At 43.8% G+C, this 26,934-nt stretch carries 22 protein-coding genes; 9 read left to right on the forward strand and 13 right to left on the reverse strand.

Going from position 1 to position 26,934, the window contains the following annotated elements:
- The 3 genes from ACGHAV_RS00105 to ACGHAV_RS00115 form a co-directional block, all read right to left on the reverse strand.
- The gene (locus tag ACGHAV_RS00105; RefSeq protein WP_390374778.1) at positions 1–1,128 is read right to left on the reverse strand and encodes an efflux RND transporter periplasmic adaptor subunit; all 1,128 of its coding nucleotides are present in this window, start codon (positions 1,126–1,128) and stop codon (positions 1–3) included.
- A gap of 194 nt (positions 1,129–1,322) precedes the next feature.
- A complete protein-coding gene (locus ACGHAV_RS00110) occupies positions 1,323–3,260 on the reverse strand; it encodes a monovalent cation:proton antiporter-2 (CPA2) family protein (RefSeq protein ID WP_390374781.1) in 1,938 nt (645 codons plus the stop codon).
- A gap of 1 nt (position 3,261) precedes the next feature.
- Entirely contained in the window at positions 3,262–3,888 is a 627-nt protein-coding gene (locus ACGHAV_RS00115) for an NAD(P)H-dependent oxidoreductase (protein ID WP_390374784.1), read from the reverse strand.
- Positions 3,889–4,078: 190 nt separating this feature from the next.
- Here ACGHAV_RS00115 and ACGHAV_RS00120 point away from each other — a divergent pair, with 190 nt between their 5' ends.
- Entirely contained in the window at positions 4,079–4,573 is a 495-nt protein-coding gene (locus ACGHAV_RS00120; protein ID WP_390374787.1) for an acyloxyacyl hydrolase, read from the forward strand.
- Between the two features lie 169 nt (positions 4,574–4,742).
- On the forward strand, positions 4,743–5,099 hold the full coding sequence (locus ACGHAV_RS00125) for a winged helix-turn-helix transcriptional regulator (protein WP_390374790.1): 357 nt from the start codon (positions 4,743–4,745) through the stop codon (positions 5,097–5,099).
- An 83-nt stretch (positions 5,100–5,182) separates the two neighbouring features.
- Here the strand turns inward: ACGHAV_RS00125 and ACGHAV_RS00130 are convergent, their stop codons facing one another.
- From ACGHAV_RS00130 to xdhA, 7 genes are read right to left on the reverse strand one after another with little or no spacing between them, the layout of a single operon-like run.
- Complete coding sequence (locus ACGHAV_RS00130) at positions 5,183–6,421, reverse strand: urate hydroxylase PuuD (RefSeq protein WP_390374793.1); 1,239 nt, start codon at positions 6,419–6,421, stop codon at positions 5,183–5,185.
- Between the two features lie 47 nt (positions 6,422–6,468).
- The gene (guaD, locus tag ACGHAV_RS00135) at positions 6,469–7,758 is read right to left on the reverse strand and encodes a guanine deaminase (protein WP_390374796.1); all 1,290 of its coding nucleotides are present in this window, start codon (positions 7,756–7,758) and stop codon (positions 6,469–6,471) included.
- Between the two features lie 5 nt (positions 7,759–7,763).
- Positions 7,764–8,096 (reverse strand): hydroxyisourate hydrolase, encoded by a 333-nt coding sequence (gene uraH / locus ACGHAV_RS00140; protein ID WP_390374799.1) that lies wholly within the window; start codon positions 8,094–8,096, stop codon positions 7,764–7,766.
- A gap of 38 nt (positions 8,097–8,134) precedes the next feature.
- Positions 8,135–8,644: a 2-oxo-4-hydroxy-4-carboxy-5-ureidoimidazoline decarboxylase gene (gene uraD, locus ACGHAV_RS00145; RefSeq protein ID WP_390374802.1), complete on the reverse strand. Its 510-nt coding sequence runs from the start codon at positions 8,642–8,644 to the stop codon at positions 8,135–8,137.
- Positions 8,631–9,584, reverse strand: coding sequence for a xanthine dehydrogenase accessory protein XdhC (xdhC, locus tag ACGHAV_RS00150; RefSeq protein WP_390374805.1), 954 nt, complete (start codon positions 9,582–9,584; stop codon positions 8,631–8,633). Before xdhC ends, uraD begins: the two co-directional genes overlap by 14 nt.
- Before the next feature lie 9 nt (positions 9,585–9,593).
- Positions 9,594–11,990 (reverse strand): xanthine dehydrogenase molybdopterin binding subunit, encoded by a 2,397-nt coding sequence (xdhB, locus tag ACGHAV_RS00155; protein ID WP_390374808.1) that lies wholly within the window; start codon positions 11,988–11,990, stop codon positions 9,594–9,596.
- The gene (xdhA, locus tag ACGHAV_RS00160) at positions 11,983–13,464 is read right to left on the reverse strand and encodes a xanthine dehydrogenase small subunit (protein ID WP_390374811.1); all 1,482 of its coding nucleotides are present in this window, start codon (positions 13,462–13,464) and stop codon (positions 11,983–11,985) included. Before xdhA ends, xdhB begins: the two co-directional genes overlap by 8 nt.
- A gap of 518 nt (positions 13,465–13,982) precedes the next feature.
- Here xdhA and ACGHAV_RS00165 point away from each other — a divergent pair.
- The 3 genes from ACGHAV_RS00165 to bamE are packed head-to-tail and all read left to right on the forward strand — an operon-like array spanning position 13,983 to position 15,838.
- Entirely contained in the window at positions 13,983–14,639 is a 657-nt protein-coding gene (locus tag ACGHAV_RS00165) for a TetR/AcrR family transcriptional regulator (RefSeq protein WP_334015087.1), read from the forward strand.
- On the forward strand, positions 14,629–15,546 hold the full coding sequence (gene puuE, locus ACGHAV_RS00170) for an allantoinase PuuE (protein WP_390374815.1): 918 nt from the start codon (positions 14,629–14,631) through the stop codon (positions 15,544–15,546). Before ACGHAV_RS00165 ends, puuE begins: the two co-directional genes overlap by 11 nt.
- A 34-nt stretch (positions 15,547–15,580) precedes the next feature.
- Positions 15,581–15,838: an outer membrane protein assembly factor BamE gene (gene bamE / locus ACGHAV_RS00175; protein WP_390374818.1), complete on the forward strand. Its 258-nt coding sequence runs from the start codon at positions 15,581–15,583 to the stop codon at positions 15,836–15,838.
- A 79-nt stretch (positions 15,839–15,917) separates the two neighbouring features.
- Here bamE and ACGHAV_RS00180 read toward each other — a convergent pair whose 3' ends face one another.
- Positions 15,918–17,249, reverse strand: a complete 1,332-nt coding sequence (locus ACGHAV_RS00180) for an NCS2 family permease (RefSeq protein ID WP_390374821.1) — start codon at positions 17,247–17,249, stop codon at positions 15,918–15,920.
- Positions 17,250–17,552: 303 nt separating this feature from the next.
- On the opposite strand from ACGHAV_RS00180, the gene ACGHAV_RS00185 reads away from it, so the two are divergent.
- On the forward strand, positions 17,553–18,551 hold the full coding sequence (locus tag ACGHAV_RS00185; protein WP_390374824.1) for an adenosine deaminase: 999 nt from the start codon (positions 17,553–17,555) through the stop codon (positions 18,549–18,551).
- A 49-nt stretch (positions 18,552–18,600) separates the two neighbouring features.
- Here the strand turns inward: ACGHAV_RS00185 and ACGHAV_RS00190 are convergent, their stop codons facing one another.
- Positions 18,601–18,978 carry an Hpt domain-containing protein gene (locus tag ACGHAV_RS00190; protein WP_390374827.1) on the reverse strand — a complete coding sequence of 126 codons (378 nt, stop codon included), beginning with the start codon at positions 18,976–18,978 and terminating at the stop codon, positions 18,601–18,603.
- Between the two features lie 180 nt (positions 18,979–19,158).
- Between ACGHAV_RS00190 and ACGHAV_RS00195 the strand changes: the two genes are divergently transcribed.
- The 3 genes from ACGHAV_RS00195 to ACGHAV_RS00205 all read left to right on the forward strand — a co-directional run bounded on the left by ACGHAV_RS00195 (position 19,159) and on the right by ACGHAV_RS00205 (position 24,237).
- Positions 19,159–21,264 (forward strand): EAL domain-containing protein, encoded by a 2,106-nt coding sequence (locus ACGHAV_RS00195; RefSeq protein WP_390374830.1) that lies wholly within the window; start codon positions 19,159–19,161, stop codon positions 21,262–21,264.
- Positions 21,265–21,565: 301 nt separating this feature from the next.
- Positions 21,566–22,486, forward strand: a complete 921-nt coding sequence (locus ACGHAV_RS00200) for a diguanylate cyclase (protein ID WP_390374832.1) — start codon at positions 21,566–21,568, stop codon at positions 22,484–22,486.
- 122 nt (positions 22,487–22,608) lie between these two features.
- A complete protein-coding gene (locus tag ACGHAV_RS00205; protein WP_390374835.1) occupies positions 22,609–24,237 on the forward strand; it encodes an ATP-binding protein in 1,629 nt (542 codons plus the stop codon).
- Between the two features lie 114 nt (positions 24,238–24,351).
- On the opposite strand, the gene ACGHAV_RS00210 is transcribed toward ACGHAV_RS00205, so the two are convergent.
- Positions 24,352–26,775, reverse strand: coding sequence for a TonB-dependent siderophore receptor (locus ACGHAV_RS00210; RefSeq protein ID WP_390374837.1), 2,424 nt, complete (start codon positions 26,773–26,775; stop codon positions 24,352–24,354).
- Between the last annotated feature and the right edge of the window lie 159 nt (positions 26,776–26,934).

Consider the following 26,934-nt stretch of genomic DNA (forward strand, 5'->3'; position numbering starts at 1 on the left):
TTATAGGCCTCCTTCTTTCGTCCACTCCGTTACTCGTTGGCCTTCTTTTACTAAGTGCGCCCCCGCTGCAACAATCCTGTCGTCGTCACTAAGAGGCCCTTCAACCAATAAGCCGTTAGAAATACCGCGCGCAATAAACACGTTAACAGGCTCAACAGTGCCTTTTTTATTGTCATTGGTGTCGGCTTTAAAGCGCCATACAATGGCCTTGTTAGGCTCTGCATTATCGGTAACGACTGCTCCAAAAGGCACAAGCCATAATTTCGCGTCTGATTCGATTAACTTAGACATATCTAACAAAACCGTTGCACTCATGCCCGCCAGTATGTTGACGTCGCTCGGGTCGGGTAGGGTGATAGTGACGTCATAACTTAGTTCGCCCTGACGAGTCGTACTCTCGTGGTCTTTGTACATGGCCGAGTAGCGCTTTTCAGGCATGCCCGAAAAGGTAACCCATGCAATATCTGAACTACGATTTTCTCTTGCGCGTGAGCGGTCGATCATACGCATTTTTTGTTCTGGTAATTGAAAGGTAACGTCTATAGCGCCCGGCAAATGAAGCTCAGCGATAGTTTGCTGAGGAACAATGACTTGATAATTTTCAACGGGAACAGACGCAATTAAACCCGCAAAAGGGGCTCGTAGTTCGGTGTAACTAAGCTGATCCTGCGCGTTGGTTAAACTTGCCTTTGCCGATAGGAAGTTGGCTTTTGCTTCATCAAACGCTGAACGACTTACAGCGCCTTTTTCCACAGATGCCTGCATACGTTCAAACATGGCGGAAGTAACGTCGAATTGTGACTGGGCATTGGCAAGCTGTGCTTTTGCATCTCTGTCGTCAAGGCGCGCAATCAACTGGTTTTCAGACACCTCTTCACCGGCTTTAACTAACAATTCTTGTAACTTCCCGCCCATACGAAACGATAAGTTAGAGTACTCGGCGGCTTCTACTTGGCCTGGAAACTTAGCAATGGTCTCGTCTGAGTGCTGCACTTCGTAAAGGGTAACGGGCGTGTAGTCTGCGGCTTTGGGGGCATTAGGCTTGTCTTCACAAGCGGATAAACCGAGAAGCGCGACAATCACAACAACTATGGCGTTGTTTTTACGAATACCCTTTAAAAAGAACATGGTAACTCTCCGTATTAATGCGTAGGTGTTTTTTGCTACAGGTAAACGTGATGTCTATGACGCGGTAAAAAATGTCCATAACGTCGCAAAAAGTGTCCATAACGTTGCAAAAAACGAGCTGTGTTATCTGTTATAGCGATTATTGTAGGTTTCGATCAGCTTTTTAGCGATAAAACAGTAATTAAAAGATAAGTTTACTCTTCATCAGGTTTTTCATCGTGCGCCAGCTTTTCAGCGTAGCCCTTAGGCGGTGGCGTCCATCCGCGCATTTTTGAGTGTTTATCATGTAAATCGGCTTTAAGCGCTTTTTCAATAAGTGACTCCAGCTCAACAAACAGTTTTAAATAGTTATTGTCTACGCGTTCGCCGCTGGCATCGTCAACCCATGCGTGATAAAGCACGTCGTTTTGCTGATCTTCAATGTTCTTGTAGGCCATTTTTTGGCGCTCAACATAAAATGGATGCGTGTTCAGCGACCTTAAGGCTTCAGCTCCCATCTCGAGTGCTGAATGGTAGGTCTCTGACACCACATAATCGGCGCCAAGCTGTCGAAGGCGATAGCCATGACCACGGTCAAAAGCCCGCGCTAACACTTTAACATTGGGGTAGGCATGCTTTGTGTATTTCACCATTTCTGCGGCGGTGTCTCTATCATCTATTGCAATGATAAGTAGCGAAGCCTCATGAGCCCCCGCGGTATGCAAAATATCAGGCTTGGACGCGTCACCAAAGTACGCTTTCGTACCAATTCGTCTAATTAAGTCAATTTGCTCAGAACGAATATCAAGCACCACGGTTTTTACGTCATTGGCAACCAGTAAACGGTTGATAATTTGCCCAAAACGGCCAATACCTGCAATAACCACAGAACCTTGCTCTTCAATTGTATCTTCTTCACGCTGGTTCTGACCGCCCCGGTAGCGCGGCATTATGGCTTTATCAAATAGAATAAACAGCCCTGGTGTTAAGAACATAGAAATAGCGACAACCAAAGACAGTACAGCAATAATATCGCTGGGTAATACATTGTTTTGTGAAGCAAAACTTAGTAAAACGAAACCGAATTCGCCGGCTTGCGCGAGGCTGAGTGTAAATAGCCATTTATTGCTATTACGTATTTTGAAAACTACAGCAATCACGTAAAGCACTATTGCCTTTACCAGCATAACGGCTAAGGTGAGCCCAGTAATCAGACCAACATTTTCTGACAGAACGCTAAAATTAATGCCCGCGCCTACGGTAATGAAAAACAGCCCTAGCAATAACCCTTTAAACGGTTCTATATTCGCTTCGAGCTCGTGCCTGAATTCACTGTTAGCAAGTACGACGCCGGCCAAAAAGGCGCCAAGTGCTGGTGATAGCCCAACCAACCCCATAAGTGCAGCTATACCGATAATAAGCATAAGCGCAGTAGCGGTGAAGATTTCCCTTAAGTTGGATGCGGCAACAAATTTAAATAAAGGGCGGCTCAAGAAATGACCACCAACCGTAACAAACGCAACAGATGCAATAATGACTAAGGCATATGCCCAGGGTGGTAAACCATCTACTAGGCTTAAACTGTCGTGCCCTCCACCATGCTCCTGTCCACCGTGCTCAGCAACACTTGATGCAAGCTCGGGAATAGCAAGAAGCGGGATGAGCGCAAGCATTGGGATAACGGCAATGTCTTGAAAAAGCAAAACAGAAAACGCGCTTTTGCCCCCTTCAGTTTGTTGTAATCCCTTTTCTTGAAATGTTTGAAGCACAATAGCGGTGGACGATAATGCGAATATTAATCCAATGGTAAGTGATATGCCAAATGGTTGACCAAGCGCAATGGCGGCACCGGTGATAAGGGCAGTGGTTAAGCCCAACTGCAAACCACCAAGGCCCAGTAATTTCGATTTCATAGCCCATAGCGACCTAGGCTCTAACTCAAGCCCAACTAAAAACAACATCATCACTACACCAAATTCAGCAAAATGCTGAATGGTGGTAGTTTCATCGCCAACAAGTCCGAAAACAGGGCCAATTATTAGGCCCGCAATTAAGTAACCCAATACAGAGCCAAGACCCAAACGCTTAGCCACAGGCACGGCGATGACCGCTGCCACTAAATAGATAAATGCATATAAAAAGTAGCCGGTCATTCTATTCTCCTTTTTGTGTGCACAAATCGGCAAGGTTTTCGATGGTTGTTGCCTTTTCCATATCGAGCGAGTTAGTGACCAGTTTTTCTAGAAGTGTTCTCCACTTCTGGCGATGCGTATTAATGCGATGCTCTTCCTGTGCGGTGCGAGAGCCAAACAGGGCAAAGGGGGCAAGATAGGTCATGTTGGTTATGCTGGCCATTTGCTCAAGGGGTTGCAATAACTGGCGAATGGTGAAGTGATTAAAGCCATCTGACTGATACGCCTCTTCTTTGCCCCCCGCTGTTATGGCACATAAAAAAACTTTGTTTTTTAATGCTGTGCCGCCATGTCCGTAGGCGAAACCATATTCAAGCACTAAATCTTGCCATTCTTTCAAAATAGACGGCGTTGAATACCAGTACAGAGGATATAAAAAAACGATAACGTCGTGGTCTATTAGCCGTTGTTGTTCTTGCTCAATATCGATATTGAAGTCGGGATATTCTGCATACAAATCTACAGCAGTAACGTGTTTGTTTTTCTTTGCGTCAGCAAATAGAGGAATATTAACTTCTGAGCGCGCTTGTGCTGGATGAGCAAACAGAACCAGCACTTTTGCCGCATTTTTACTTTCTTCAATCGTCATAGCTACTTTTATTCCTTGCTTCACTTACAGCCATTTAAATCAATTTCGAATTTCTATTTCTTCATCGTTATAAGGTTACTAAAGTTTATCAGGTTGAAAAAGGTAACTTAATAACCATTTTCAACTCAAGGACAAAAAACACGGATTAAATGGACCGTTATTTAACGCTTTTATTAAGAATACTATTACCATGAAAACATACCTTAAAACACTTGCTACTGTATTTATTGCTCTTTCTTCGCTTCTCTCTTTTTCAGCCTTCGCTTTACCTAGTGACAGTGAACTTAAAGTAGGTGCAGCCGTGTGGAATCTCTTTGACAATGCAGACCGCCATGCCTTACATACCGCTTACATTCATAAACCTTTAGAAGATTACTACGGCATACGTCCAACCGTAATGTTAATTACTGCCGATGAAAGCCAGCACTATTTTGCTGTTGGTGCAGCAAAAGATGTTTATGCGTATGGCGATTTCTCCGTACGCGTGGCGTTTCACGCTGGTATCGTTGATGAGTCTGAAGACTTAGGTGATTCCATTGAGTTTTATTCTTCACTGTCTGCAATGTATCGACTGAACCAACAGGTGTCTCTAGAAGCCGAAATAGGGCACATTTCCAACGGCGGCTTAGGTGATATTAACCCTGGTTCAGAATCTTTTGTTACCAGTATTCATTATCACTTTTAATCAAACACCAATGGAGTATAGCCGTATAATATAGCTGCATAAGATGCGACAGGCTTTTAGCTGCATTTCAATGTGTGATATATTTTAGTTACCTTGTTTAACAAAGCAATTAGTATACTTTTAGTGACTAGTTTCTTTTAAATAACTCGCAGCGTTCCATGAGGTCAAAATGAACAGTGAAATAAATACCGACGCAAGTGGCAGAAAAACAGTACTAAATACGTGTACTGAGCCATGTGCTATTGAACGCGGCATGCGCTTAATTGGCGGTAAATGGACGGGTTCTATTATCTATCATTTGAAAGATGATCCGGTACGATTCAACGATTTGTGCCGCATGCTTGGCGGAGCTAGTCGAAAAATGGTCGACCAACGACTGAAAGAGCTTGAGAACAATGGCATGGTGCACCGAGAAGTCATCGATACTCGCCCCATTGCGGTTGAGTATAGCTTAACTGAATTTGGCCGCTCTGCACTTGATATACTTGAGCGATTAAGGATCTGGTCTGAAAGCCACAGTGGCTAATGTGAATGGGTCAGTTTTTAATGATGTAAAAGAAGTGGGGCATTTTTGCCCCACTTTTTTACGTTACATGCCGTTTAGTTCGTTTACTGCTGATAGTTCTGCTTAAACCAAAGTGCGATAAGCTGTCTTTCTTCTTCTGTCATCTTGGTTTTATTCATAAACGGCATATCTTTGGTAACTGCCGTTCTGCGCATAATCTGTGGTGCAAAACGCTCAATGTCGCCCCAAGAATCTAACACAACGCCCATTGGGGCTACTTTGAAAATATCATCGGTAGGCGTTCTAGAGTGGCAACTAACGCAATGCGTGTTAATAGTACTTGTTATGATTTCTTGAGAGACTGTTTGTTGTAGGCTAGTAGTTTGTGAAGTGCCTCCGTTTGGCAACGCATCTGTCTGCATGGGTTCAGTGATGTTTTCACCTTGAGGCATCGAAACCCAAAACGTAATAGCTAGCATAGCAACTGCACCAGACACTAAGATGCTGGGCTTAGATGTACCAGCGTGCTTCAGGTTAAAAAAGTGCCTAATCCATGCCGCTGCGGCCATTAGGGCAATAAGTACAAGCCAGCTTTGCTCATGCTGATACGTCATTGGGTAATGATTAGAAATCATGATGAACAGCAGTGGAAGGGTGAAATAGTTATTGTGCACAGAGCGCAACTTTGCGCTGGCTCCCCAAGAAGGATCGATATCTTTCTTTTGCGCTACAGCAGCCACCATTTTACGTTGATTTGGCATGATGTTGAAAAATACATTCCCAGCCATAATAGTGCCGATAAGTGCACCAACGTGAATATAGGCTCCTCTGCCGCTAAACCACTGTGTTGATAAGTAACTTGCAGCACAAATTAGCGCGACTAAACCTATTCCAAATGCCACAGGAAACTTCGCTAGAGGACTGCGACAGGCTGCCTCATATAGCGCTAAGCCACCAAAAATAAGACCAAGTCCTAGGGTAATGGCTGTAGATGGCGATATTGCGTTCACTGATGGGTCTATTAAATACGCCGATGCGCCAAAGTAGTACACAATAATAAGTAGTGCAAAGCCCGACAGCCATGTTGTGTAAGCTTCCCATTTAAACCAGTGAAGGGTTTCAGGCATTTTTTCTGGGCCGTATGCATATTTGGCTACTTCGTAAAAACCGCCGCCGTGAATGGCCCACAAATCGCCTTTAATGCCTTTGTCTTGCTTCCATTTGGGGGGAGTACGTAAATTATTGTCTAACCAAATAAAATAAAAAGACGCCCCAATCCATGCTACGCCCGCTATTACATGGAACCAACGAACAAACAAATTCAACCAATCTAGCCACGGCATTATTATTCTCCTTATTCACAGTAGCAGTCTAACCTTAAACGCAGTTGTTACACCGGTTTCTTATAACAGCATCGTCCACTTACCCATGTTTGTGCAATTGCGCGGTCATCACCCAAAATACTAAGTGCAAAAAATACGTCATCAAACGCAGCGTTCTGGTCTATACGAAGCGCTGTAAGCTCGTCAAATCGCGGTTCAACAACGATGAAATCGGCAACGGTGCCCGCATTTAAGTTCCCAATTTCGTGGTCGAGCACGTGAGCCTTGGCCGCGCCTTGCGTCATTAAATAGAAGCCTTCTAATGGGCAAATAGGCGCGTGACGAAGTTGACTTACTTTGTATGCGTCACCATAGGTTTTAAACATATTAAACGTAGTACCTGCACCAACATCGGTCGCCAGTGCAACATGAACATCATTAGCTTTAGCCGATGCCATATCGAATAGGCCACTGCCTAGAAACAAATTTGAAGTAGGACAAAAGGCAATACTTGCATTAGATTCACCCAAGCGGGCCCATTCATCTGCATTTAAATGAATACCGTGGCCAAAAACCGCTCGCTCGCGCACAAGGTTAAACTTGTCATATACATCAAGATAGCCGGCAGCGTTGGGAAACAACTGTTTAACCCAGGCTATTTCATCAAGGTTTTCTGACAAGTGCGTTTGAATAAAGACATCTTTATATTGTTGTGCAAGCTCACCAATCGCTGCCAACTGTTCTGGGGTACTGGTTGGTGCAAACCGCGGTGTTAGGGCATATCGGTTTCTGCCTTTGTTATGCCAGGTTTCAATAAGGTTTGCACAGTCTTGCTGAGCGCTTTGTGCAGTGTCTTGTAAAGGAGAAGGACAATTTCTGTCCATGCACACTTTGCCAGCAATCATTGCCATGTCTAACTTACTTGCGGCGTTGAACAAAGCAGTGCAGCTTTCTTTATGTACGGTGGTAAATACCAAACCTGTTGTCGTACCGTTTTTAAGAAGCTGGTTTAAGAATATGCCTGCAATGGTATTAGCGTGAGCCTTATCGGCAAACTGCATTTCAGTGGGAAAAGTATAATTCTCTAGCCAACTTAGAAGCTGCTCACCATAATGTGCAATGCTTTGTGTTTGTGGATAATGCAAATGACTGTCGATCAGTCCCGGTAAAATCCACTTACCAGAAAAATCAACAACCTCTACGGCTGGATAACGCGATGAAAGTTGGCTGAATTCGCCAATATCCACAATATGTTTATTGTCTACTAATAACCCGCCGTCTTTGAAGGTAACAATGTCTTTTTCAAAATTGCTGGTTTGTGTAGGAAAGTGCGCAATGCTTGCGCGAAATAGCTGCATGTTTGTTAGCTGCCTCTGTAGCTACTAAAGCCAAATGGTGAAATAAGCAATGGCACGTGATAGTGACCACCGTTTTCTTCTAACTCAAAAGTAATATCGATATGCGGGTAAAAACACTTTCCATGTCGCGCTTCTAAATAGGGGGTACAGTGGAAGCGCAGCGTATAAACACCGGCAGGGAATGTTGCTTTTTCGCCTGAAAACCAGTCGTTAAAACGGCCATCTGCATCGGTAATGCCTTTTAATTGATTACCGTCGGGACAAGTAAGTGTAAGTGCAATACCTTGTGCAGGCTTGCCCAAGGTAGTATCTAGTACATGGCTTGAAAGTGTATTCATGATTATCTCTTAACGCCCTAATTAGTTAATAGTTCGCATTAGTTAATTGCCAGAGCCTTATTCAGGCGCAAAAGCGTAATTTTTATTTGTTCTGCACCAGCATTTTGGATCTCTTGCTCAGTAGTGTTAGGCAGTCGCTTTTCCAGCTCAGTAAGCATTTGTTCAGCGCTTAGTCCAGTAGCACAGATAATAAAAATGAATCCGTGCGTATTTAAATACGCGTGATTAGCGCTTTTTAATTGCTGTAATACTTGTTCTGAGGCTGCGGCCGTACCCGATTGTTCACCTGCTGCAATGGTTTTAGTGTTTGCGAATTTTTTTCGCAATGAGTCTACATCTCCAATCATTGGGTGTGCTTTAAACGCTTCTATGAAGTCACTTTCAGAACACTTGCTCCATGCAAGTTCTGCCGCAGCACGAAGTTCAACAAGCGTATAATAGGGTCTCGCTGCTACCATTTGTTGTATCCATTGTGGCGCTGCGCAGCATTGTTCAAACCACGTGTAAGCACTTGTATTATCCAATGTGTTTAACTCATTTAGTGTCAACAGATTCATCCTTATTTGCGGCTGCGGGTAGCTGATTTGTTACGTTGGTGTTTATGCTCTTACTCTCAGCCGTGGCTCGTACCACACTCTTTATCGTGCTCTCTATCGTATTTCCAACCGTACTTTCAATGGTATTTTCAGTCGTACCTTCAGCCGAACTGTGTAGTCGAGCAATAATCTGGGCAGAGATTGATACTGCCACCTCAATAGGGCGCTTCCCCGGAATGTTTGTATCTCCAATAGGAGAATGCAGCCGAGAAAGTGCTTTAGCATCAAACCCGCGGTGTTGCAGCTTAGTTAGAAATCGCTTTGCTTTGGTTTGAGAGCCAATAAGGCCTACAAAGGGAAGGGAAGCGTAAGATAGCGCCTTTTCGACAATGCGATAATCAAGCTGATGATCGTGAGTAAGAATTATCAGCCAGCTATTGTCATCAAGGTGAGGCACTTCGCTCTCTGGTTCATCTTCGACAATAACCGTAACATTGCTTGGTACATTTTCGGGAAACATAGCTTCGCGGTTATCAATCCAAGATATCCGCAACGGCAACTGGGCTAAGATAGGGACGAGTGCTTGGGCTACGTGACCTGCGCCAAAAATAGCAATATGTTGTTGATGAACATTACACACGTCGAAAAGTACTTTCATGGCGCCGCCACAACACTGACCCAGTGAGCTACTTAGCGGGTAGCTGTGAAGTAATGTACAAGGTTTTCCTTCAGCAAGAAGCGCTCGTGCGCGTTTTATCGCGTCGAATTCTAAATGCCCACCGCCAATGGTATCAATGCAGTCGCCAGCCGTAACCACCATTTTGCTTCCGGTTTCTCTTGGCGTGGAGCCTGCAGCACCTACCACCGTAACTAGCACGTACGCTTCATTACACTGCTGACATTGCTCAATGCCCTCATACCAACGTTGAGGGCGCATGTTATTCTTACTCATATGAAGCACTCACTCGCTTTCCTCACATGTATCTGTCTGACCAACAGCGGCCGTGGCAGACATGGCTAATTGCGTTTTAAGTACAGCATCAAGCACCCGTTCAGGTGTGGCAGGTGTGTCTAGCTGCGGATCGCAGGTGTAGCCCGATAAGCTTGAAATGGCGTCTTTAATGGCACACCATACTGAGATAGCCAGCATAAACGGTGGTTCACCCACCGCTTTAGAATGGTAAATGCTATCCTCAGTGTTTTCTTTACCAAACAGCGATACGTTAAAAATCTTAGGCGTGTCTCCAATGGCAGGGATTTTATAGGTTGCCATGTTTTCGCTTATCAACTTACCGTCCTTATTCCACTTAAGGTCTTCTGTTGTTAGCCAGCCCATTCCTTGAATAAAAGCGCCCTCTATTTGGCCAATATCTATAGCAGGGTTTAAGCTGTTTCCAACATCGTGAATAACGTCTACACGGTCAACACAATACTCACCAGTTAAGGTATCAATTGAAACTTCGCTCATGGAAACGCCGTAGGCGAAATAAAAGAACGGACGTCCTTCACCTTTTTCTCGGTTATATTGCAATTTTGGCGTTTGATAGAAGCCACTTGATGATAATGAAACGCGCTCAAAATAAGCTTTCTGTACAAGGTCTGAAAACGCCAAAGATTGCCCGTTTAATGTCACATCACCATTTTCAAAACAGACATTGGCTGCTTCATCGGGACATCCTAAAGACGAAGCGTAACAATCCGCTAAGCGCGTTTTTATCGTTTGGCAGGCATTTTGTACTGCTTTACCATTCAAATCGGTGCCACTTGAGGCGGCTGTAGGCGACGTATTTGGCACTTTGTCGGTGCGTGTAGAGGTAACCTCAATCATATCCAAACCTACACCAAATTCGTTTGCCGCAATTTGCGCTATCTTGGTATGTAGACCTTGGCCCATTTCGGTGCCGCCGTGATTAACCTGAATGCTGCCGTCAGTGTATATGTGCACAAGTGCACCAGCTTGGTTAAGATGCTTAGCAGTAAAGGATATGCCGAATTTAACTGGCGTAAGCGCTAACCCTTTTTTAATAACAGGGCTAGTTCTATTAAATTCGTTTATTGACTCTCTACGCGCCCAGTACTCACCATCATGTTCTAATTTCGCCATCATTTCAGGCAACAGATTGCTTTGTGCACCTACATCCATACCGTAGGGTGTGGTGGTACCTGTGGAAGTGCCATACAAATTACGTTTTCTAACCGATAGTGGGTCGACGCCAAGTTTGCGCGCTATTTTATCTACTATTGCCTCGGCCATGATCATGCCTTGCGGTCCGCCAAATCCTCGATAGGCGGTATGAGAAACCATATTGGTTTGCAAGCGATGACCCACAATATCGCTGCAGCCATAAAAGTAGGCGTTATCAGCATGGAACATCGCTCTATCGACGATTGCATCTGATAAATCAGGGCTATGACCACATATACCGTTAATATCTATTTGAGCGGCTTCTATTTTACCCGTGTTATCAAACGCAACATTGAACGCGTTTTCGAAAGGATGGCGTTTGCCGGTAACGTGCATATCAGTGAAGCGGGGGAGTCGCAGCTTTACAGCACGTCGATTTCTTTGTGCAAGCAGAGCGGCAATACAGGCCCATTGTGCTGCCTGTGTTTCTTTTCCGCCAAAACCGCCGCCCATGCGACGCATATCAACCATTACACGGTGAAGCTTTACATCTAGCACTTCAGCAACCAGTTTTTGTACTTCGCTGGGATGTTGGCTAGACGTATAAATTTTCATCCTGTCTTCTTCATCTGGCACTGCTAAGCTAACTTGTCCTTCAAGATACATATGTTCTTGACCGCCAATACTAAGCGAACCAAAAACCGCATTGCTGCAAGATGCTAGCGTTTGCTTTACTTTGTCAGCATTTAGTCCGAAACGGTGCATGGGGCGCACAAAGGTTTTAGCTTGGTGCGCTTGGTGCGCTGTAAGGTTAGGTGTTGCTTCTTGTACTTCAACCTTGCCTTTCATCGCGGCTTTGCGCGCTAGTTGTACAGAAGTTGCTAAAACGGCAAAAATAGGTTGCCCGTAGAACTTAATTTCTTTGTTAGCCAGCAAAGGGTCGCCTTCAAAAACAGGGCCAATGTCTTTGTGGCCTGGCACGTCATCTATGGTGATGACATCAACAACACCTTCACTGTTACGCACATCATCAAGTGCTACTGAAACAAGAGTGCCTTTGGCAACTTGACTAAGCCCAACGGCAGCATATAGCGTACCCTGAGGCTCGGTTAAATCATCCACATAATTCGCCGTGCCTTGCACCTGCCTAACTGCACTTTCATGCTTCTTTGTTACGTGAACCACGTTTGTTGATGATTGTTCAGAAGTGGTGGTTTCAATTAATTTACGCATGCTGCACCACCCGAGTTGCTATCTCATTGTTTGTCTGGTTTTCTAGCCAAAAACGATGCCATAAGTTGGATAGTACGGTTTTGCGATAATTGGCACTAGCGCGCACGTCGTCTATTGGAGCAAACGCAGTTTCAAGGATCTGTTTTCCTAGACTCAAGCATTCGCTACTTGAAAAGCGTCTTCCTTTTAACGTATTCGACAGTGCTTCACACTGCATTGGTGTTGCTGCTACACCGCCAAAACCGGCTTCTAACGCAACAATAATGTCGTTGTCTAATGTCACATTAAAAACGGCGCATACTGCTGAGATATCATCTTCGAATCGCTTCGATATTTTATATGCTGCTAAATGCTGAATATGGTTTGGCAAAGGCAGCTCAATGGCGCTTATCCACTCTCCGTGCTGAAGTGTTGTCTGGCGGTAGCCAGTAAAAAACGCAGAAATGGGCACGGTTCTTTCGTTTTCTCCATTATCTATGTGTATTACCGCACCCAATGCCAAAAGCAGTGGCGGTAAATCACCAATAGGTGACGCATTCGCCACATTCCCGCCTATGGTGGCCTGATTTCGTATTGGCAGCGAGGCAAAACGGGTAATAAGTTCTGCGGCTTGTGGAAAATGGTTAAGTAACGGCGACACAACATCATTTATGGGCATGGCTGCACCAATAAGCAAAGAATGATCTGTTTTGGTGCAATGGAGCAATGAATCAACGTTCGACACACTGATCAGAGTTTCAACGTTTTTAAGTTGTTGCGTAAACTGAAGACTTAAATCGGTGCTGCCAGCAACAAGCTGTGCTGTGGGGTGGGTTTCTATAGCGTTTCGTAGCGTTTCCCTGCAGGTGGGCATAAGAATATTGCCTGTGCCCAGCGCAGTAGATTTCAAAGACGTAAGCATAGCGAGGGTTTGTGCTGCCGCTTTAGAGAACTTATCGTCTGGTGGCTGCTGGCATGCAGAAAGTGCTGCATCGATAATAGGTCTGTAGCCTGTGCACCTGCACAAATTACCCGACAATGCATTTAACACATCGTCTCTGTTAGGCGCTCTATGCTCATCTGAATCGGGCTGCGCACCGTTGTGGTAAAGTGCAAACATAGACATGATAAAACCTGGCGTGCAAAACCCGCATTGGGACCCATGATGGTCGACGAGTACTTGCTGTACAGGGTGAAGCTGGCCTTTTTCTCCTTTAGCGCTCTTGTCACTGAGATGTTCAACGAACAAAAGCTGCTTGCCATGAACGGCGCTCAATAACGTAATACAGCTATTCACCGTTCGATAGTGCAGTGCTCCATTTTTGTTTGCTGCTGGTTCTGCAAGTACCACTGTGCATGCACCGCAGTCTCCTGCAGCACATCCTTCTTTTGTACCGGTTTGACTGCGATGTTCTCTGATAAACTGTAGAAGAGTGAGATCGGCTCTTGCTTCATCAATTTCAACAATGTCTTGATTAATAAGAAAGCGAATCATGCTCACACCTTCCTGTTATTGTAATTTGTATTCTCATAAATATAGCGGTATTTTTACCATAAAAGTAGACCATGTGGTCAAATAATTGCTTTAAAAAAGTTAGCATGGTGATGTCCAACTTTGGTAATTAGCTTTATTGACCATTTGGTCAAGCAATTATCGTGCTACTTATTGGCTTATCTTAAAAAAGTACATGTAGCCTTGTCGTACAGACAGCGTCGCAATAACACAAAAAGGTTAGCGCAGAGAAATTGGCGCAGAGGGAAATCGGAAACACGGAGCTAGAAAAGGAATATGCAAACTTGCATGTTGCTAAAAGTACTATTGCTGCCTGAAACTCGCTTGGAATGAACAAAAAACGTACCTGGAAGGCCAAAACACTCTAGTAACTTTCAAACTATCGAGCAATAGGCTTGAACCTACAAGACATGTATACTTTTTTAAATGATGAGTTATTGATATAACATTAAGATGCCTTGCTTGGGTACTAAAAGCGTTGCAAAGGAATTAAAAACAGAATGATAAAGGTAAAGAGTACCGACGCTGGCGTCGGCGCTATGAATAGAAGAAAAATACTGCAAGCTGCTGAAAAATGTTTTGCTCAATTTGGGTTTAAAGGCACTGCTGTGCAAAAAATTGCAGATGAAGCGGGCTTACCTAAAACCAATGTATTGTACTATTTCAAAACCAAACAGGAGTTATACGTAGCAGTACTTGAAGAGACACTGTCGCTATGGAATTCACATTTCGATAAAGCAACGGTAGATGACGACCCAGCAGAGGTACTTGCTACCTACATTGCTGAGAAAATGGAAGTGTCGCGAACTCATCCGTTGGCATCGAAGATTTTTGCGATGGAAATTATCAATGGCGCACAGAATTTAAGTGGTTATTTCGATGAAGAGCATGGCTTATGGATGAAAGGCCGTTTAGCCGTAATCGATGCTTGGGTTCGCGCCGGTAAACTGCCTTCAGTGGAAGGGGAGTACCTGCTGTATACCATTTGGGCTAGTACTCAGCACTACGCTGATTTCTCAGCTCAAATCACGCGCCTTCGAGGCAAAAAGATGACAAAGGCCGACTTTGAACAAGCGACCAACCAAGTCGTACAAATTATACTAGGCGGCTGCGGCCTTACTGTGCCAGAAGCGTACCGTGGCAAACATGGTGGATAAAATTTATCCAAGAGATCTAAAGGGCTATGGGCAGCACGTTCCTCATGCAAAATGGCCTAATAACGCGCAAATCGCCGTGCAGTTCGTGGTAAATTACGAAGAGGGTGGAGAAAACTGCGTTTTGCATGGCGATGACACCTCCGAAGTGTTTTTGTCAGAAATAATAGGTGCACAAGCTTATAAAGACCGCCATTTAAGTATGGAGTCAATTTACGAATACGGCAGCCGAGCAGGCTTTTGGCGTCTTCATAGGTTGCTGTGTGACTATGAAATTCCTGTTACGGTATTTGGCGTGACAATGGCAATGCAGCGTCACCCTGAGGCGGTGAAGGCAATGCTTGATGCCAACTGGGAAATTGCTAGCCATGCCATGCGCTGGATACACTATCAAGACATGCAAGAGGATGAAGAGCGCAAACAAATTGACGATGCAATTCTTTTGCACGAACAACTTACAGGGCAAAAGCCGCGCGGTTGGTACACGGGTAGAACAAGCCCTAACACGTTGAAGCTAATAGCGGAGCGAGACGATATTTTATATTGTGCCGATTCCTACGCCGACGATTTGCCTTATTACGATTGTCATTATGCTAAACCACTTTTAATGGTGCCGTATACGCTTGATACCAATGATATGCGCTTTGCTACTGCGCAAGGGTTTAACAGTGGTGAACAGTTTTTTACTTATCTTAAAGACGCTTTCGATGTGCTTTATGAAGAAGGCGAAAATGCACCTAAAATGCTGTCTATTGGACTGCATAACCGCATTATCGGTCGACCCGCACGTATAGCTGCGTTAAAGCGTTTTATTGAGTATATTAAATCACACGACAAAGTATGGATTGCAACGCGCGAAGACATTGCAAAACATTGGCTGGCGCACCATCCAATTAATAAAAATACGTAGCCTTTTAGTAGGCATTGCAATAAAGGAAATAGTTATGAAACGTAATTTGGCAATGGTTTTATTAGGTGCTCTTGCACTTACAGGCTGTTCAAAGCTAACTAAAGAAAACTACGACATGCTTGAAATGGGTATGACTCAGGAACAGGTGGAATCGATATTGGGTTCAGCTGACAACTGCGGCAAAACCCTTGGCACATTGGCCTGTGTATGGGGTAATGAAGAAGCAAAGCACGTGAAAGTCGTTTTCATGGCTGATAAGGCGGTTACCTTCACCTACGACGGGTTAAAATAATCGCTATAGTGCATAAATTTAAATACAAAAAAGGTGGTCCATACAGGCCACCTTTCTCATTTTAACAGCGATATACGTGTTACTTCAAATCAAGTATATAGCGTGCCAAGAACACGGCGGCAAGAATATAAGTTAATGGCGTAACCTCTTTAAATTTACCTGTACCTACCTTTACACCTACGTAAGTAATAAAACCAAGTGCAATGCCCTCGCTGATACTGAACGTAAGTGGCATAACAAGAAGTGCAACGGATGCAGTGGCAAGCGCGCCCAAGTCATCAAAGTCTACTTGCCTAATCGATTCCATCATTAAAATGCCCACCATTACCAGCGCAGGCGTGGTTGCCATAAGCGGAATAACTTTCATAAGCGGAGTAAGAAACAACGACAGTAAAAAGCAGGCCGAAACAACAAGCGCGGTTAAGCCTGTGCGCCCGCCGGTAGAGACACCCGTTGCCGATTCGACATAACTTGTAACAGGTGATGTGCCTACTACAGCACCTACAACACTTGCAGATGCATCTGCAGTCATAGCGGCGCCCATTTTAGGTAGCTTTCCTTTTTCGTCTAAAAGGTTTGCCTTTCTAGAAACCCCAATTAGCGTACCGATAGTGTCGAACATGTTTACGAACATAAGTGCGAAAATTAAATCCCAGGTTTCAGCGAAGTGATCGATTGGATACCAAAAGTCCATGGCCATAAATGTATTGGAGATTGATTCAGGCATTCCTACAACGGCGTTTGGCGCAGCAGTCAGCATGCCGGTTTCTGTTGGAATAAAAGCGCCAATCACCGTCAGCGCTACAATGGAAATTAGAATTGCCCCCGCAACCTGTTTAACCATAAGCACTACAGTGAAAATAATTCCGGCAAGCGCGAGTAATACGGCAGGGTTCGATAGGTCGCCTAATTGAACAAATGTAGCCGGGTTATCAACAATGAGTTCAGCATTTTTTAGGCCAATAAAAGCAATAAACAACCCTATACCACATTGCACGCCAATTTTGAGTGATGCAGGGATAGTTTCAGCAATTTTGGTTCTTACACCCGTTAATGAAAGAATTAAAAATAAAATGCCATTCCAAAATACAATGCCTAGGGCAGCCTCCCAAGGTACTTCTCTTCCTAAACATATGGTGAAAGCAAAGAATGCGTTTAAACCCATACCTGGGGCAAGTGCAACGGGGTAATTAGTCATAAGCGCCATAACCAAAGTACCCAAACAAGCGGCAATGGCAGTAACGGTTATAAGGCCTTCAGTTGGCATGCCGCTAAGCCCAAGAATGCCGGGGTTAACAACAAGAATGTAAGACATTGCAGCAAAGGTAGTAAGGCCTGCCAACACTTCTGTTTTTATTGTTGTGCCGTGCCGTTCGAGCTTGAAAACTCGTTCAAGAATAGTTGTGGACATCGAAAGGTCTCTTTTGTAATGGTTATGTGCGTTTTGTTTTTAGCTAGTTTTCTAGCTTTTTAGTTGGTTATATTTTCGTAGCAAGAAATTGACCATGTAGTCAGCTTTATGGCTTGCTTTGTGCTAACTTTACTTAGCTAGACGACACACAATAATGTGTGCGATATGACAAGATGCGTCAGTAACGCAGTAAATACTGTCAACAAACGTTGAATACTCGTCAACGGCGCGCAATACAGATAAACTACTTAGCACCAAGAACGAACACGTGCATTAACGTGGTGCATAAAAATGCGAGGGACCATGTCACTTTCTTCAATAATTAAAAACATACCGAAGACCGAACTGCACCTACATATTGAAGGCAGCTTAACGCCTGAATTAATGTGGCGCCTAGCAGAAAAGCACAGTGTAACATTACCTTACGCTAGCGTGGAAGAAATAGCCGCAGCGTATAACTTCAAAGACTTACAAAGTTTTCTTGACCTTTACTACGCGGGTGCGGGCGTACTTAAAGACGAAGATGATTTTTTCTCGCTAATGTGGGCGTACTTGGTTAAATGCCACGAGGAAAACATAGTTCATACTGAAATTATGTTCGACCCGCAAACGCATACAGAGCGAGGCATTGGTTTCGATATTTTTATGCCCGGTTTTTTACGTGCAATGCAAAAGGCACAGGATGAGTTTGGTATATCAAGCTATTTAATCATGTCATTTCTGCGTCATCTTTCTGAAGAAAGCGCCTTTGAAACGCTTGAAGCTGCGGCGCCATATTATGCACACATTCAAGCGGTGGGCTTGGACAGCTCTGAACTAGGTCATCCTCCTTCTAAATTCGAGCGCGTCTTTAAAAAAGCGAAATCGATGGGCTTTAAAATTGTTGCGCACGCTGGAGAAGAGGGGCCTGCCGAGTACATCTGGGAAGCAATAAAACTACTTGAAGTGGACCGCATTGACCATGGCGTGAGATGTCAGGAAGACGAATTGCTAATGCGTTATTTGAAAGAAAGGCAAATTCCACTTACCGTATGCCCGCTAAGTAACCTTAAGCTATGCGTTATTGATAACATGAAAAAGCATAATATCCTAAAGCTTTTGCGCTATGGGCTGCTGGTAACAGTAAATTCAGATGACCCCACTTATTTCGGAGGTTTCTTAAATGACAATTATCACGCGCTTTGTGAGGCACTGCCAATCACGGGCGACGACATTAAAACATTAGCGAAAAACAGCTTTACGGCAAGCTTTTTACCCGAAGAAGTGAAACAAACGTTTATTGAGCAGATAGACAATATGTGAAGTCTAAAGAAAACCACTAGCTACGTGGTTTTCAAGTCAGGTGTTTGATTTAGCTGATGTTGGTTTCAGCGCGCATCAGTGACGTGGTTTCATCTATGAGTTCAGCGAGTTTTTTGTTGTCTTCGGTTGCGTTATCAATGTCGCCTTGCTTTGCTTTCTGTTCGATAAACGCCGCTTGTTCTCTTACTAAGTCTGCCCCAACATCGCCCGATACGCCCTTCATCGCGTGGCTAGTAAATCGAATAGCTTCAATATCTTTGCTCGTGATAGCGTCGTTGAGTGCATCCTGCTTACTGTTTATTTGTTCTAAAAACATACCCACGATACGATTTAGTAGCGTTTCGTTTCCCGCCAGTCTTGCGAGAGCTGCTTTTTTGTTCCATAGCTTGTCTTTACTATATTCTTCTGTCAGTTCGCTTAAACTCATTCAACGCTTCCCTTACTGAAATTAGTCGTTCATTTTTCTTAGTAAACACGATAGGTACTTTGAACACCATAAGTTTAGCCTTCTTTAAGAATTTATAAATTATTTTTATACTAAAGTATAATTCGCTTTCGAAGATCATCGCTAATACTTAAACGACGTTTTGGTTTTAAGATAGCGCTCATGGATTTTGAGAAACAAACTGTCGTCGTCATTGATGACGAGCCAACAACGCTACTTATGTTAGAAAGTGCTATTGAAGCGCTAGCGCATGTTATTACTGTTTCAGATAGTGCTGAAGCATTCTCTGTAGTAGCGAAAACGCAGCCTGCACTTGTTCTTTTAGATGTCAGTATGCCTGGACTATCAGGTTTCGATGTATGCGAACAGCTAAAGTCCTATGCCAACACTGCGTCAATCCCCGTCATTTTTATCACCTCGCACAGTGACTCTGAGCACGAAACAACAGCTCTTTCATTAGGTGCCATAGATTTCATTTCAAAACCAATTGATGTCACGCTTTGCCGTATGCGGGTTAAAAATCACCTAACTATACAGGCGCAAAGCGACATGCTATCGGCGATGAATGGACAGTTAGAGGCGGAAAAAAAGCAGCTTGATGTTACGCTTCGGTCGATTGCTGATGGCGTAATTTCAACCGATGCATCTGGTGATATCACTTTTATAAACCCAGTTGCACAGCGCCTTACCGGCTATTCTGAGGCCGAAGCACTAGGACAACCTATCAACGTCGTTATGAACCTGAGGGACGCGACAACGAATAACGTAATGCTGAACCCAGCAATTTATGCACTTGAGGTACGTCGGCCTGTAGCAATGGCATATAACGCTACCCTAGTAAGCAGGCATAATCAGATATTTCGAGTAGAAGATACCGCCTCACCAATAATAGATGATCATGGCAACTTGCTGGGTGCTGTTATTGTTTTCCAAGATGTGTCTGAGGCGGTAGAGATGGCTGTCAAAATGACCCACCTTACCAATCACGATCAGTTAACCGGTTTACCGAATCGCGTGTTGCTTCACGATCGTGTGATGCAGGCTATTACACGTAGTTTCAATGCTAAACAAAGCGTAGCGCTGATGCTGATTGATATCGATAATTTTAAGTATTTAAATGATAGCCTTGGGCATCAAATAGGCGACTTTATTATAGCTTCCGTGGCGAAGCGTTTAAGTGCAGCGATGGGAGAGAATGCTACCCTTGCCAGAGTAGGTGGTGACGAGTTTGCCTGCCTCTTAACAGATAACGGTATGGGTTTTAGTGCGGACAGTATTGCGATGAAGTGTCTGCAAAAAGGTCGTGAACCCATTGAAATTGACGGTAAGTCACATCAACTGAGTCTTAGTATTGGCATAAGCCTGTACCCACAAGATGCTGCTAATGCTGAAGAAATGATGCGTCATGCAGACACCGCGATGTATCGTTCGAAGTCGAAGGGTAAAGATACATTTAGCTTTTTTTCACACGACTTACAGCACGCCATGCACCATAGAGTTGAGACAGAGATTTGTTTGCGTAATGCGCTCGACAATGACTTGCTAGCGGTGTATTTGCAGCCAAAATACAAGTTTAGTTGTAGCGACGTAATAAGCGCTGAAGCTTTAGTAAGGTTATTTGATGAAAACGGAAATGTAATTGGGCCAGATGCATTTATACCTCTTGCTGAGGAAACCGGCTTAATTCATTTGTTGGGTAAACAAGTATTACGGAAAAGTTGTGAGTTTGTTGCTAAATGCAATACAAAAGGTGTCGATTTGAAGGTGGCGGTAAATGTAGCTGCTAAGCAACTAGCCGACCCTGGTTTTGCAACAGAAGTTAAGCAAATAATTGATGAGGCAGGTATTTTGCCGTCGTCGATAGAGTTAGAAGTAACAGAATCGGCTTTAATGCACGACTTTGAACAAACACGTACTATTTTAAATTCACTTGCATCGTTGGGAGTTACAATAGCGCTGGACGATTTTGGTACAGGCTACTCTAGTCTTTCATACCTCAGACAATTTCCACTCAATGTTCTGAAAATTGACCGCTCGTTTGTTATTGATATGGATAAAGAGCAGCAAGCGTATGATATCGTAACCGCTATTGTACAACTGGCGTTGAGCTTAGACCTTACAATTGTTGCTGAAGGGATAGAAACGAAGGCTCACTATGACTCACTGCAAGAGTTGGGTTGTCATTATGGGCAAGGGTACTATATGTGTAAACCCATTACGTTAGATTCTTTTTTCGAAAAATATATAGTAAAAAGCGCAGTAGCTTGAACTTATATTTAGCCTCTAACATACGTTCTGTATTTATCACAGCATCACACACCTCAATGTAGGGTTTAATAAACATTTACACTACTTCTTCTGAAACTTGCTGCTTATTAGACTAAAGTTGTAGACACAGCGTGATTACGCTTGTAATGTATACCGAAAGTCAAGACGCTGTATTTTCGCCTTATGGCTTCATAAAAGCCTCATCATAACACCAGAGCCTAGTCGCCTCAGTAGAGCCCCTGCGCTTTATTAGGCGTCGATGGTAGTTGTTCATTTCTTAGCCATCGAAGTTTTTCTTTACATGAATCAAAATGAAATAACGCCTTTTTCACAGTGCAACGTGCTTATTGTTGATGATGAGCCAATGAGTTGTGCCGTGTTGGAAACCATCCTTGAGCCCTGTTTTCTGTGTGATTCTGTGACTTCTGGCTACGAGGCACTAGCGCATTGCCAACAGCACGATGTGGATTTGGTGTTGCTTGACATGAATATGCCTGATTTCGATGGCCCCGCAGTGTGCACAGCACTGCGCAACGACTCGAGAACTCAACACATTCCCGTTATTTTTGTGACAGCGACATTAGATGAAAGTAGCGAAAACACATGTTGGGAAGTAGGGGCGTCTGACTTCGTTGTAAAGCCAGTGAATGCGACAACGCTTATTCACAGAATAAAAACCCATGTTCAAAATAAGCTTCGCACTGATTTCCTGGAAAGAATGACATTTCACGATCAGTTAACGGGTCTTTACAACAGAATGTACCTCACCAATGAAGTACCGTTAACGGTGAAGCAAATTGCCAGAGACGACGCTGAAATTGGTGCATTAATGATCGATATCGATTATTTCAAACGCTTTAACGACACTTATGGGCATCTCGAAGGTGACACCTGTCTAAAACGGGTTGCTAATATCATTCGACAAACAGTCAAGCGCCCTAAAGATACAATTGTTCGTTTTGGTGGTGAGGAGTTTCTTGTGTTACTGCCATACACTGATAGATGCGGCGTAAAGTATGTTGCCGAGCAACTTGTTGACGCGGTAAGAGCTGCCGTGATTACGCACGAAAAAGGTGTTGAAGGTACTGTGTCAATAAGTATAGGTTATAGTGTTGCAGCTGCTAAAGACCTTGAAAACGGCAACATAGCGCCATTGCTTGAAAAGGCTGACGTTTTGCTGTTCGAGGCAAAGGAATGTGGTCGAAATCAAGCTCGAGGTTAGTGGTAACAGTTATAAAAACTAGCCTATTGTTTAATATCCTCACGCCACCTAGAGGCTTATAGTTACGAAAGTAGCATCGTACTCTTTTTCCTTCAACCTCTTTAAGCGTGTGGACGTCAAATATGGATAATTTTGATGAACAGTCGAGTAGACATAATACGTCTGAGCGTTCGATTTCCGAGGATTTAGAGGGTATAACAAAAGACTGCTCGCATAATACGCTGTATGAGAAACTACAGAGCGTTGCCAATATTGGTACTTGGGCAGTAGACCTCGAAAACAGTGAAATTAGCTGGTCCTCACAAACAAAAGCAATTCACGAAGTTCCCTCTAATTACGTGCCATCCTTGGAAACTGCTATCGGTTTTTACAAAGAAGGTTACGATCGCGACGAGATCACTCGTATAGTTTCACATGCAATAAAAACGGGAGAGCCCTGGAATGCCACACTTCAACTGGTAACTGCCAAGGGAAATTCGGTTTGGATTGAAACCCATGGCATGGTGGAGATGCGTAATGGCAAGTGCGTTAGGTTGTTTGGTACATTTCAAAATGTAGACAACTCGGTAAAACTGCGCCTTGAACTAGAGCATGAAAAAAGGGAAGCACAACGGGCTTCACGCCAGCGTGGTATGTTGCTTTCTCGCATTAGCCATGAACTTAAAACGCCTCTAAACGGGATAACTGGCATGCTTCAAGCCATTAAATTTGAAGCTCGAGATGGAATAAGGCAAAAAAAAGCAGACCTCGCGCTGCACAGTGCCGACCGTTTGCTCTCGCTTATAAATGACGTACTGGACTATACCGCTATTATCAACGGTGAACTTACGTTGAAGTACAGTGATTTTTGTATTCGCTCGCTCGTTGAAGATATCGTTGACGCACACAAAAGTACGTGTAAAGACAAAGGTATTCGTTTATTCGCAGCGCTCTCTTTTGACGACCTTACCTACATCCACGGTGATGCTGCGCGCATAAGCCAGGTTATTACTCATTTGTTATCGAATGCTGTCAAATTTACCGACACAGGGTTTGTGTCGATACATGTATCACTTAAGCAGCGAAGCGGTAACCATGTACTGTTAGTATCGGTTGAAGACTCCGGTGTTGGAATGGGTGAATCAGAATTAACAAATATGTTTAGACCGTTTGAGAATGACAGGCTAAATGCGTCTGAAGACTTAAACGGTAATGGTTTAGGCCTTTCTATTATTAATCAGTTGGTTGAGCGAATGGACGGTGAATTAGACGTACGCTCAACGCCTGGGAAAGGAAGCTGCTTTGATGTTACTTTGCCGGTAGAGGTTGCTGACGCTGAAGTAGAGCAAGATAACGCTGTTTCTATCTCTTCTGATTTACTTGGTCTACCGTTAAATATTTTAGTAGTAGACGACAATGACATTAATCGCTTAGTGCTTGGGTCGATGCTTGAAAAATATGGTTATGTACCTGATGAGGCAGAAAATGGCGAGGTTGCGGTGCAACGGGCAAGGGAAAAACAGTATGACCTAGTGTTTATGGACTATGCCATGCCTCTACTTGATGGTGTTGGCGCAACGCACGTAATACTGCAAGAGCAGCTTCTAGGGCGTAATGGCGCCATAATTGCGGTTACCGCGAATACAAGTGAAGACGACAAAGCAATCTGTTTGAATGCTGGTATGTTAGATTTTCTTGCAAAACCTATTACCGGTAAAGATGTGGCGCAACAACTCAAAAATATGTTGCTTAAGAAGTCGACAATAGCCTAGTACTTGGCAGCAAAAGGACAGATGCTGCGCACTAACCCCCCAAGTTAAAAAACAAATAAAGTACAATAAAGCGTTAACGCTCTTTATAGTAAAGAGCGTTAACCACAAGCTAAATTAGAACTTGTATGTGAACCTTGCGTTCCAGTGACGAGGAAGTTCAGGCAGTACAATTTGACTACCAAACAGGTCAGGGAAGTTTGAACGGAAATAACGTTCATCAGTTAAGTTCTTAACGGTTAAGTTAAATGTCCAGTCTTCTGCTTGATATGACACACCAGCATTTACCAAGGTGTAAGCAGGCAGCATCACCGACGCTGAGAAGCCTGATGCTACTTCTTCTACATCAATTACGCTAACGTTCGCCGCATAACCATTTTGGAAGTCATAGGTTGCAGTTAGCGTGTAAATGTTTTCAGGTATCCCTGCCTTTCTACCATCAGTGTTCGCGAAACCTTCACCAATTAGGTTGAGCCCAATAACGTTTCCGCCGAATACCAATGATGGATCAGTAAGGTTAACAAGGTCTTCAGCACCTAGGAAGCCGAACTGATTGCCGTTTTCTCTGGCTGTTAAGTTGATAACCTTTATGTTGGTGTAACCGGCCGACATAACAAGGTTGTCGTTCACAACCCAGCGAAGCTCAAACTCAGTACCTTTGTTGTTGGTTGTATTGTTTGTTACTGTATTTTGCGTGTTAAAGTCGGTTCGTTCTTGTTCAAATGACGATAGCGCAAAATATAGCGTGTCATCTAACAAAGAGCCTTTAATACCGTATTCAATAAGATCCGACGTATCAAAAGCACCAGACCCGCCTTCTTGATTTAGCTGGCCAACACCAATTTCAGCACCTTGACCGGCAACCAATGTAGCTTGTTCGGCAAGTGTGATGTAAGGAATAAGACCATTTTCAAACTCGTAGGAAATACTGGTATTCCAAGACCAGCCGTTAACGGTTTCTTCTGCATATTCTGGTGTTTCGTCACCGGTTGCGCCAAGCAATAAATCTGTGCGAGAAGTACTTTCTATATCAATGGTGTCGTAGCGAAGACCCAATACTAGGTTTAGGCCCCAGTCCCACGTTAGGTCAGTCATTGCTGCCACACCTAAATTCAAATAATTACCCACGTCGTAGTTGTCGAAGTTCTTTCCTGAACGAGTAGATAGCAAACGACGGTCTAATGCTGATGAAGGCATAGTTAGGTCACGGCGGTTAAAATATTCGTAAGTGAAATCATCGCCGTGTTTAAAGTCGGTATAACGTACAGAAGGCGAGAATTGAAATTGCGCTAGCAAGCTATCGTTCTCATATTCCGTAGCAAAAACAACTTTATCTTCTATTACCCAGCTATCGTGAAACTGTGAAAAACCATAGGCGTTTTCATTAATGTTTTCATAAGCGTCGTAGAAGAATTGGTTACGAATTTCCCAATTATCAGAATAGTAGATAGTGTCGAAGTACAATGTAATGGCTTCATTGCCAAGCTGGTCGTCTGGCGCAACCAATACTTGGTCTCCTCGAAGTGTAGTTGTACCCACATTCTGAAGCTGCATTAGCTCAGTGGCTTCATCGTCGGTGAATGCAGATGCAGGTACGTAAAAGAAGCTATTACCCGCTATGTTTACTGCACCATATTCTTCATGGCTGATCTGTCCGTCACCGTCGGTATCTAAAGGTAGTGCTGTACCTGTAATATAGGTACCGTTGTCAACAAGATCCTGTGTTAAGCGGTTCCAACCTGCAACCTGGTTTCCATCGTAGTCATGATACATACCGCCAAACTCGAAGCGTAGGTTATCGGTAATATCAATGTTGAAAGATGCTTGTAAAACCGTTTGGTCGGTTTGTGTGTTTTCGTAATAGCTATCAGAGTTCTCTAGTTCACCGTACAAGTAGTAACCCATTTCTTTACCACCCACTTCAGCCGGACCACCAACTTCCGCGGTAAGGATACTTTTGTCCCACGAGCCTGCCGTATAAGAAAGGGCACCGGTTGCTGTCTCTAAATATTGACCCGATGAAGCACGTGCCGATTTAGGGTTAAAGTTTAGATAGCCGCCAATTTTTGAAGGGCCATAAATAGGAGATGCTGGACCACGTACAATGTCAATTCGGCTTGAAGCGCCGATAGGAGTAGGGTAGTTACCCGGGTTATCTAGTCGTCTTACACCTCTAAAGTAGGTTTCGCCAGGCGTACCACGCACATCTAGCGAGCCCGCTACGCCAAAGAAAGACTGCGTAAACGTACCCGGTGCAAACGCAACTAGCTCGTCGATGTCAGTAACATTAAAACGTTCCATCTGTGCTTGTGAAATGGTTGATGCTGAACGCGGTGTTTCAAGAATTGATTTACCAAAACCAAATACAGACTCGACGTCTTGGCCAGGTAGGCTTCCTAAAGAGCCTTTAACTTCAATTTTCTCAACGTCAGCGTCTTTTGATTTTTCCTCTTGTGCTAAAACGTTTGCCGACAGTGCAAATGCTGAGCTAATAGCTATAGCTTTAGCCAAGGGAGAAAGTGTGAATGTAGTGTTTTTCATTGTTTCCTCGTTATTTTTAGTGCTCATTATGTGTGAGCTTTTTTTGTGCAATACGCGCTTACGCCTTGCTAGAAGCAGAATGGATGCCAACTTCTTGTCCAGCTGGTCAACTTTTAACCTGCTTCTAAGTGGCTGAATTATATGGATTTAAAAATATTA

The organism is Alteromonas sp. MTD1 (assembly GCF_042848195.1).
Classification (GTDB): Bacteria; Pseudomonadota; Gammaproteobacteria; order Enterobacterales; family Alteromonadaceae; genus Alteromonas.

Coding starts and splice junctions, on each gene's coding strand:
- ACGHAV_RS00105 (WP_390374778.1), bottom strand. CDS start 1,128: ATGTTCTTTTTAAAGGGTATTCGTAAAAACAACGCCATAGTTGTTGTG.
- ACGHAV_RS00110 (WP_390374781.1), bottom strand. CDS start 3,260: ATGACCGGCTACTTTTTATATGCATTTATCTATTTAGTGGCAGCGGTC.
- ACGHAV_RS00115 (WP_390374784.1), bottom strand. CDS start 3,888: ATGACGATTGAAGAAAGTAAAAATGCGGCAAAAGTGCTGGTTCTGTTT.
- ACGHAV_RS00120 (WP_390374787.1), top strand. CDS start 4,079: ATGAAAACATACCTTAAAACACTTGCTACTGTATTTATTGCTCTTTCT.
- ACGHAV_RS00125 (WP_390374790.1), top strand. CDS start 4,743: ATGAACAGTGAAATAAATACCGACGCAAGTGGCAGAAAAACAGTACTA.
- ACGHAV_RS00130 (WP_390374793.1), bottom strand. CDS start 6,421: ATGCCGTGGCTAGATTGGTTGAATTTGTTTGTTCGTTGGTTCCATGTA.
- guaD (WP_390374796.1), bottom strand. CDS start 7,758: ATGCAGCTATTTCGCGCAAGCATTGCGCACTTTCCTACACAAACCAGC.
- uraH (WP_390374799.1), bottom strand. CDS start 8,096: ATGAATACACTTTCAAGCCATGTACTAGATACTACCTTGGGCAAGCCT.
- xdhC (WP_390374805.1), bottom strand. CDS start 9,584: ATGAGTAAGAATAACATGCGCCCTCAACGTTGGTATGAGGGCATTGAG.
- xdhB (WP_390374808.1), bottom strand. CDS start 11,990: ATGCGTAAATTAATTGAAACCACCACTTCTGAACAATCATCAACAAAC.
- xdhA (WP_390374811.1), bottom strand. CDS start 13,464: ATGATTCGCTTTCTTATTAATCAAGACATTGTTGAAATTGATGAAGCA.
- ACGHAV_RS00165 (WP_334015087.1), top strand. CDS start 13,983: ATGATAAAGGTAAAGAGTACCGACGCTGGCGTCGGCGCTATGAATAGA.
- puuE (WP_390374815.1), top strand. CDS start 14,629: ATGGTGGATAAAATTTATCCAAGAGATCTAAAGGGCTATGGGCAGCAC.
- bamE (WP_390374818.1), top strand. CDS start 15,581: ATGAAACGTAATTTGGCAATGGTTTTATTAGGTGCTCTTGCACTTACA.
- ACGHAV_RS00180 (WP_390374821.1), bottom strand. CDS start 17,249: ATGTCCACAACTATTCTTGAACGAGTTTTCAAGCTCGAACGGCACGGC.
- ACGHAV_RS00185 (WP_390374824.1), top strand. CDS start 17,553: ATGTCACTTTCTTCAATAATTAAAAACATACCGAAGACCGAACTGCAC.
- ACGHAV_RS00190 (WP_390374827.1), bottom strand. CDS start 18,978: ATGAGTTTAAGCGAACTGACAGAAGAATATAGTAAAGACAAGCTATGG.
- ACGHAV_RS00195 (WP_390374830.1), top strand. CDS start 19,159: ATGGATTTTGAGAAACAAACTGTCGTCGTCATTGATGACGAGCCAACA.
- ACGHAV_RS00200 (WP_390374832.1), top strand. CDS start 21,566: ATGAATCAAAATGAAATAACGCCTTTTTCACAGTGCAACGTGCTTATT.
- ACGHAV_RS00205 (WP_390374835.1), top strand. CDS start 22,609: ATGGATAATTTTGATGAACAGTCGAGTAGACATAATACGTCTGAGCGT.
- ACGHAV_RS00210 (WP_390374837.1), bottom strand. CDS start 26,775: ATGAAAAACACTACATTCACACTTTCTCCCTTGGCTAAAGCTATAGCT.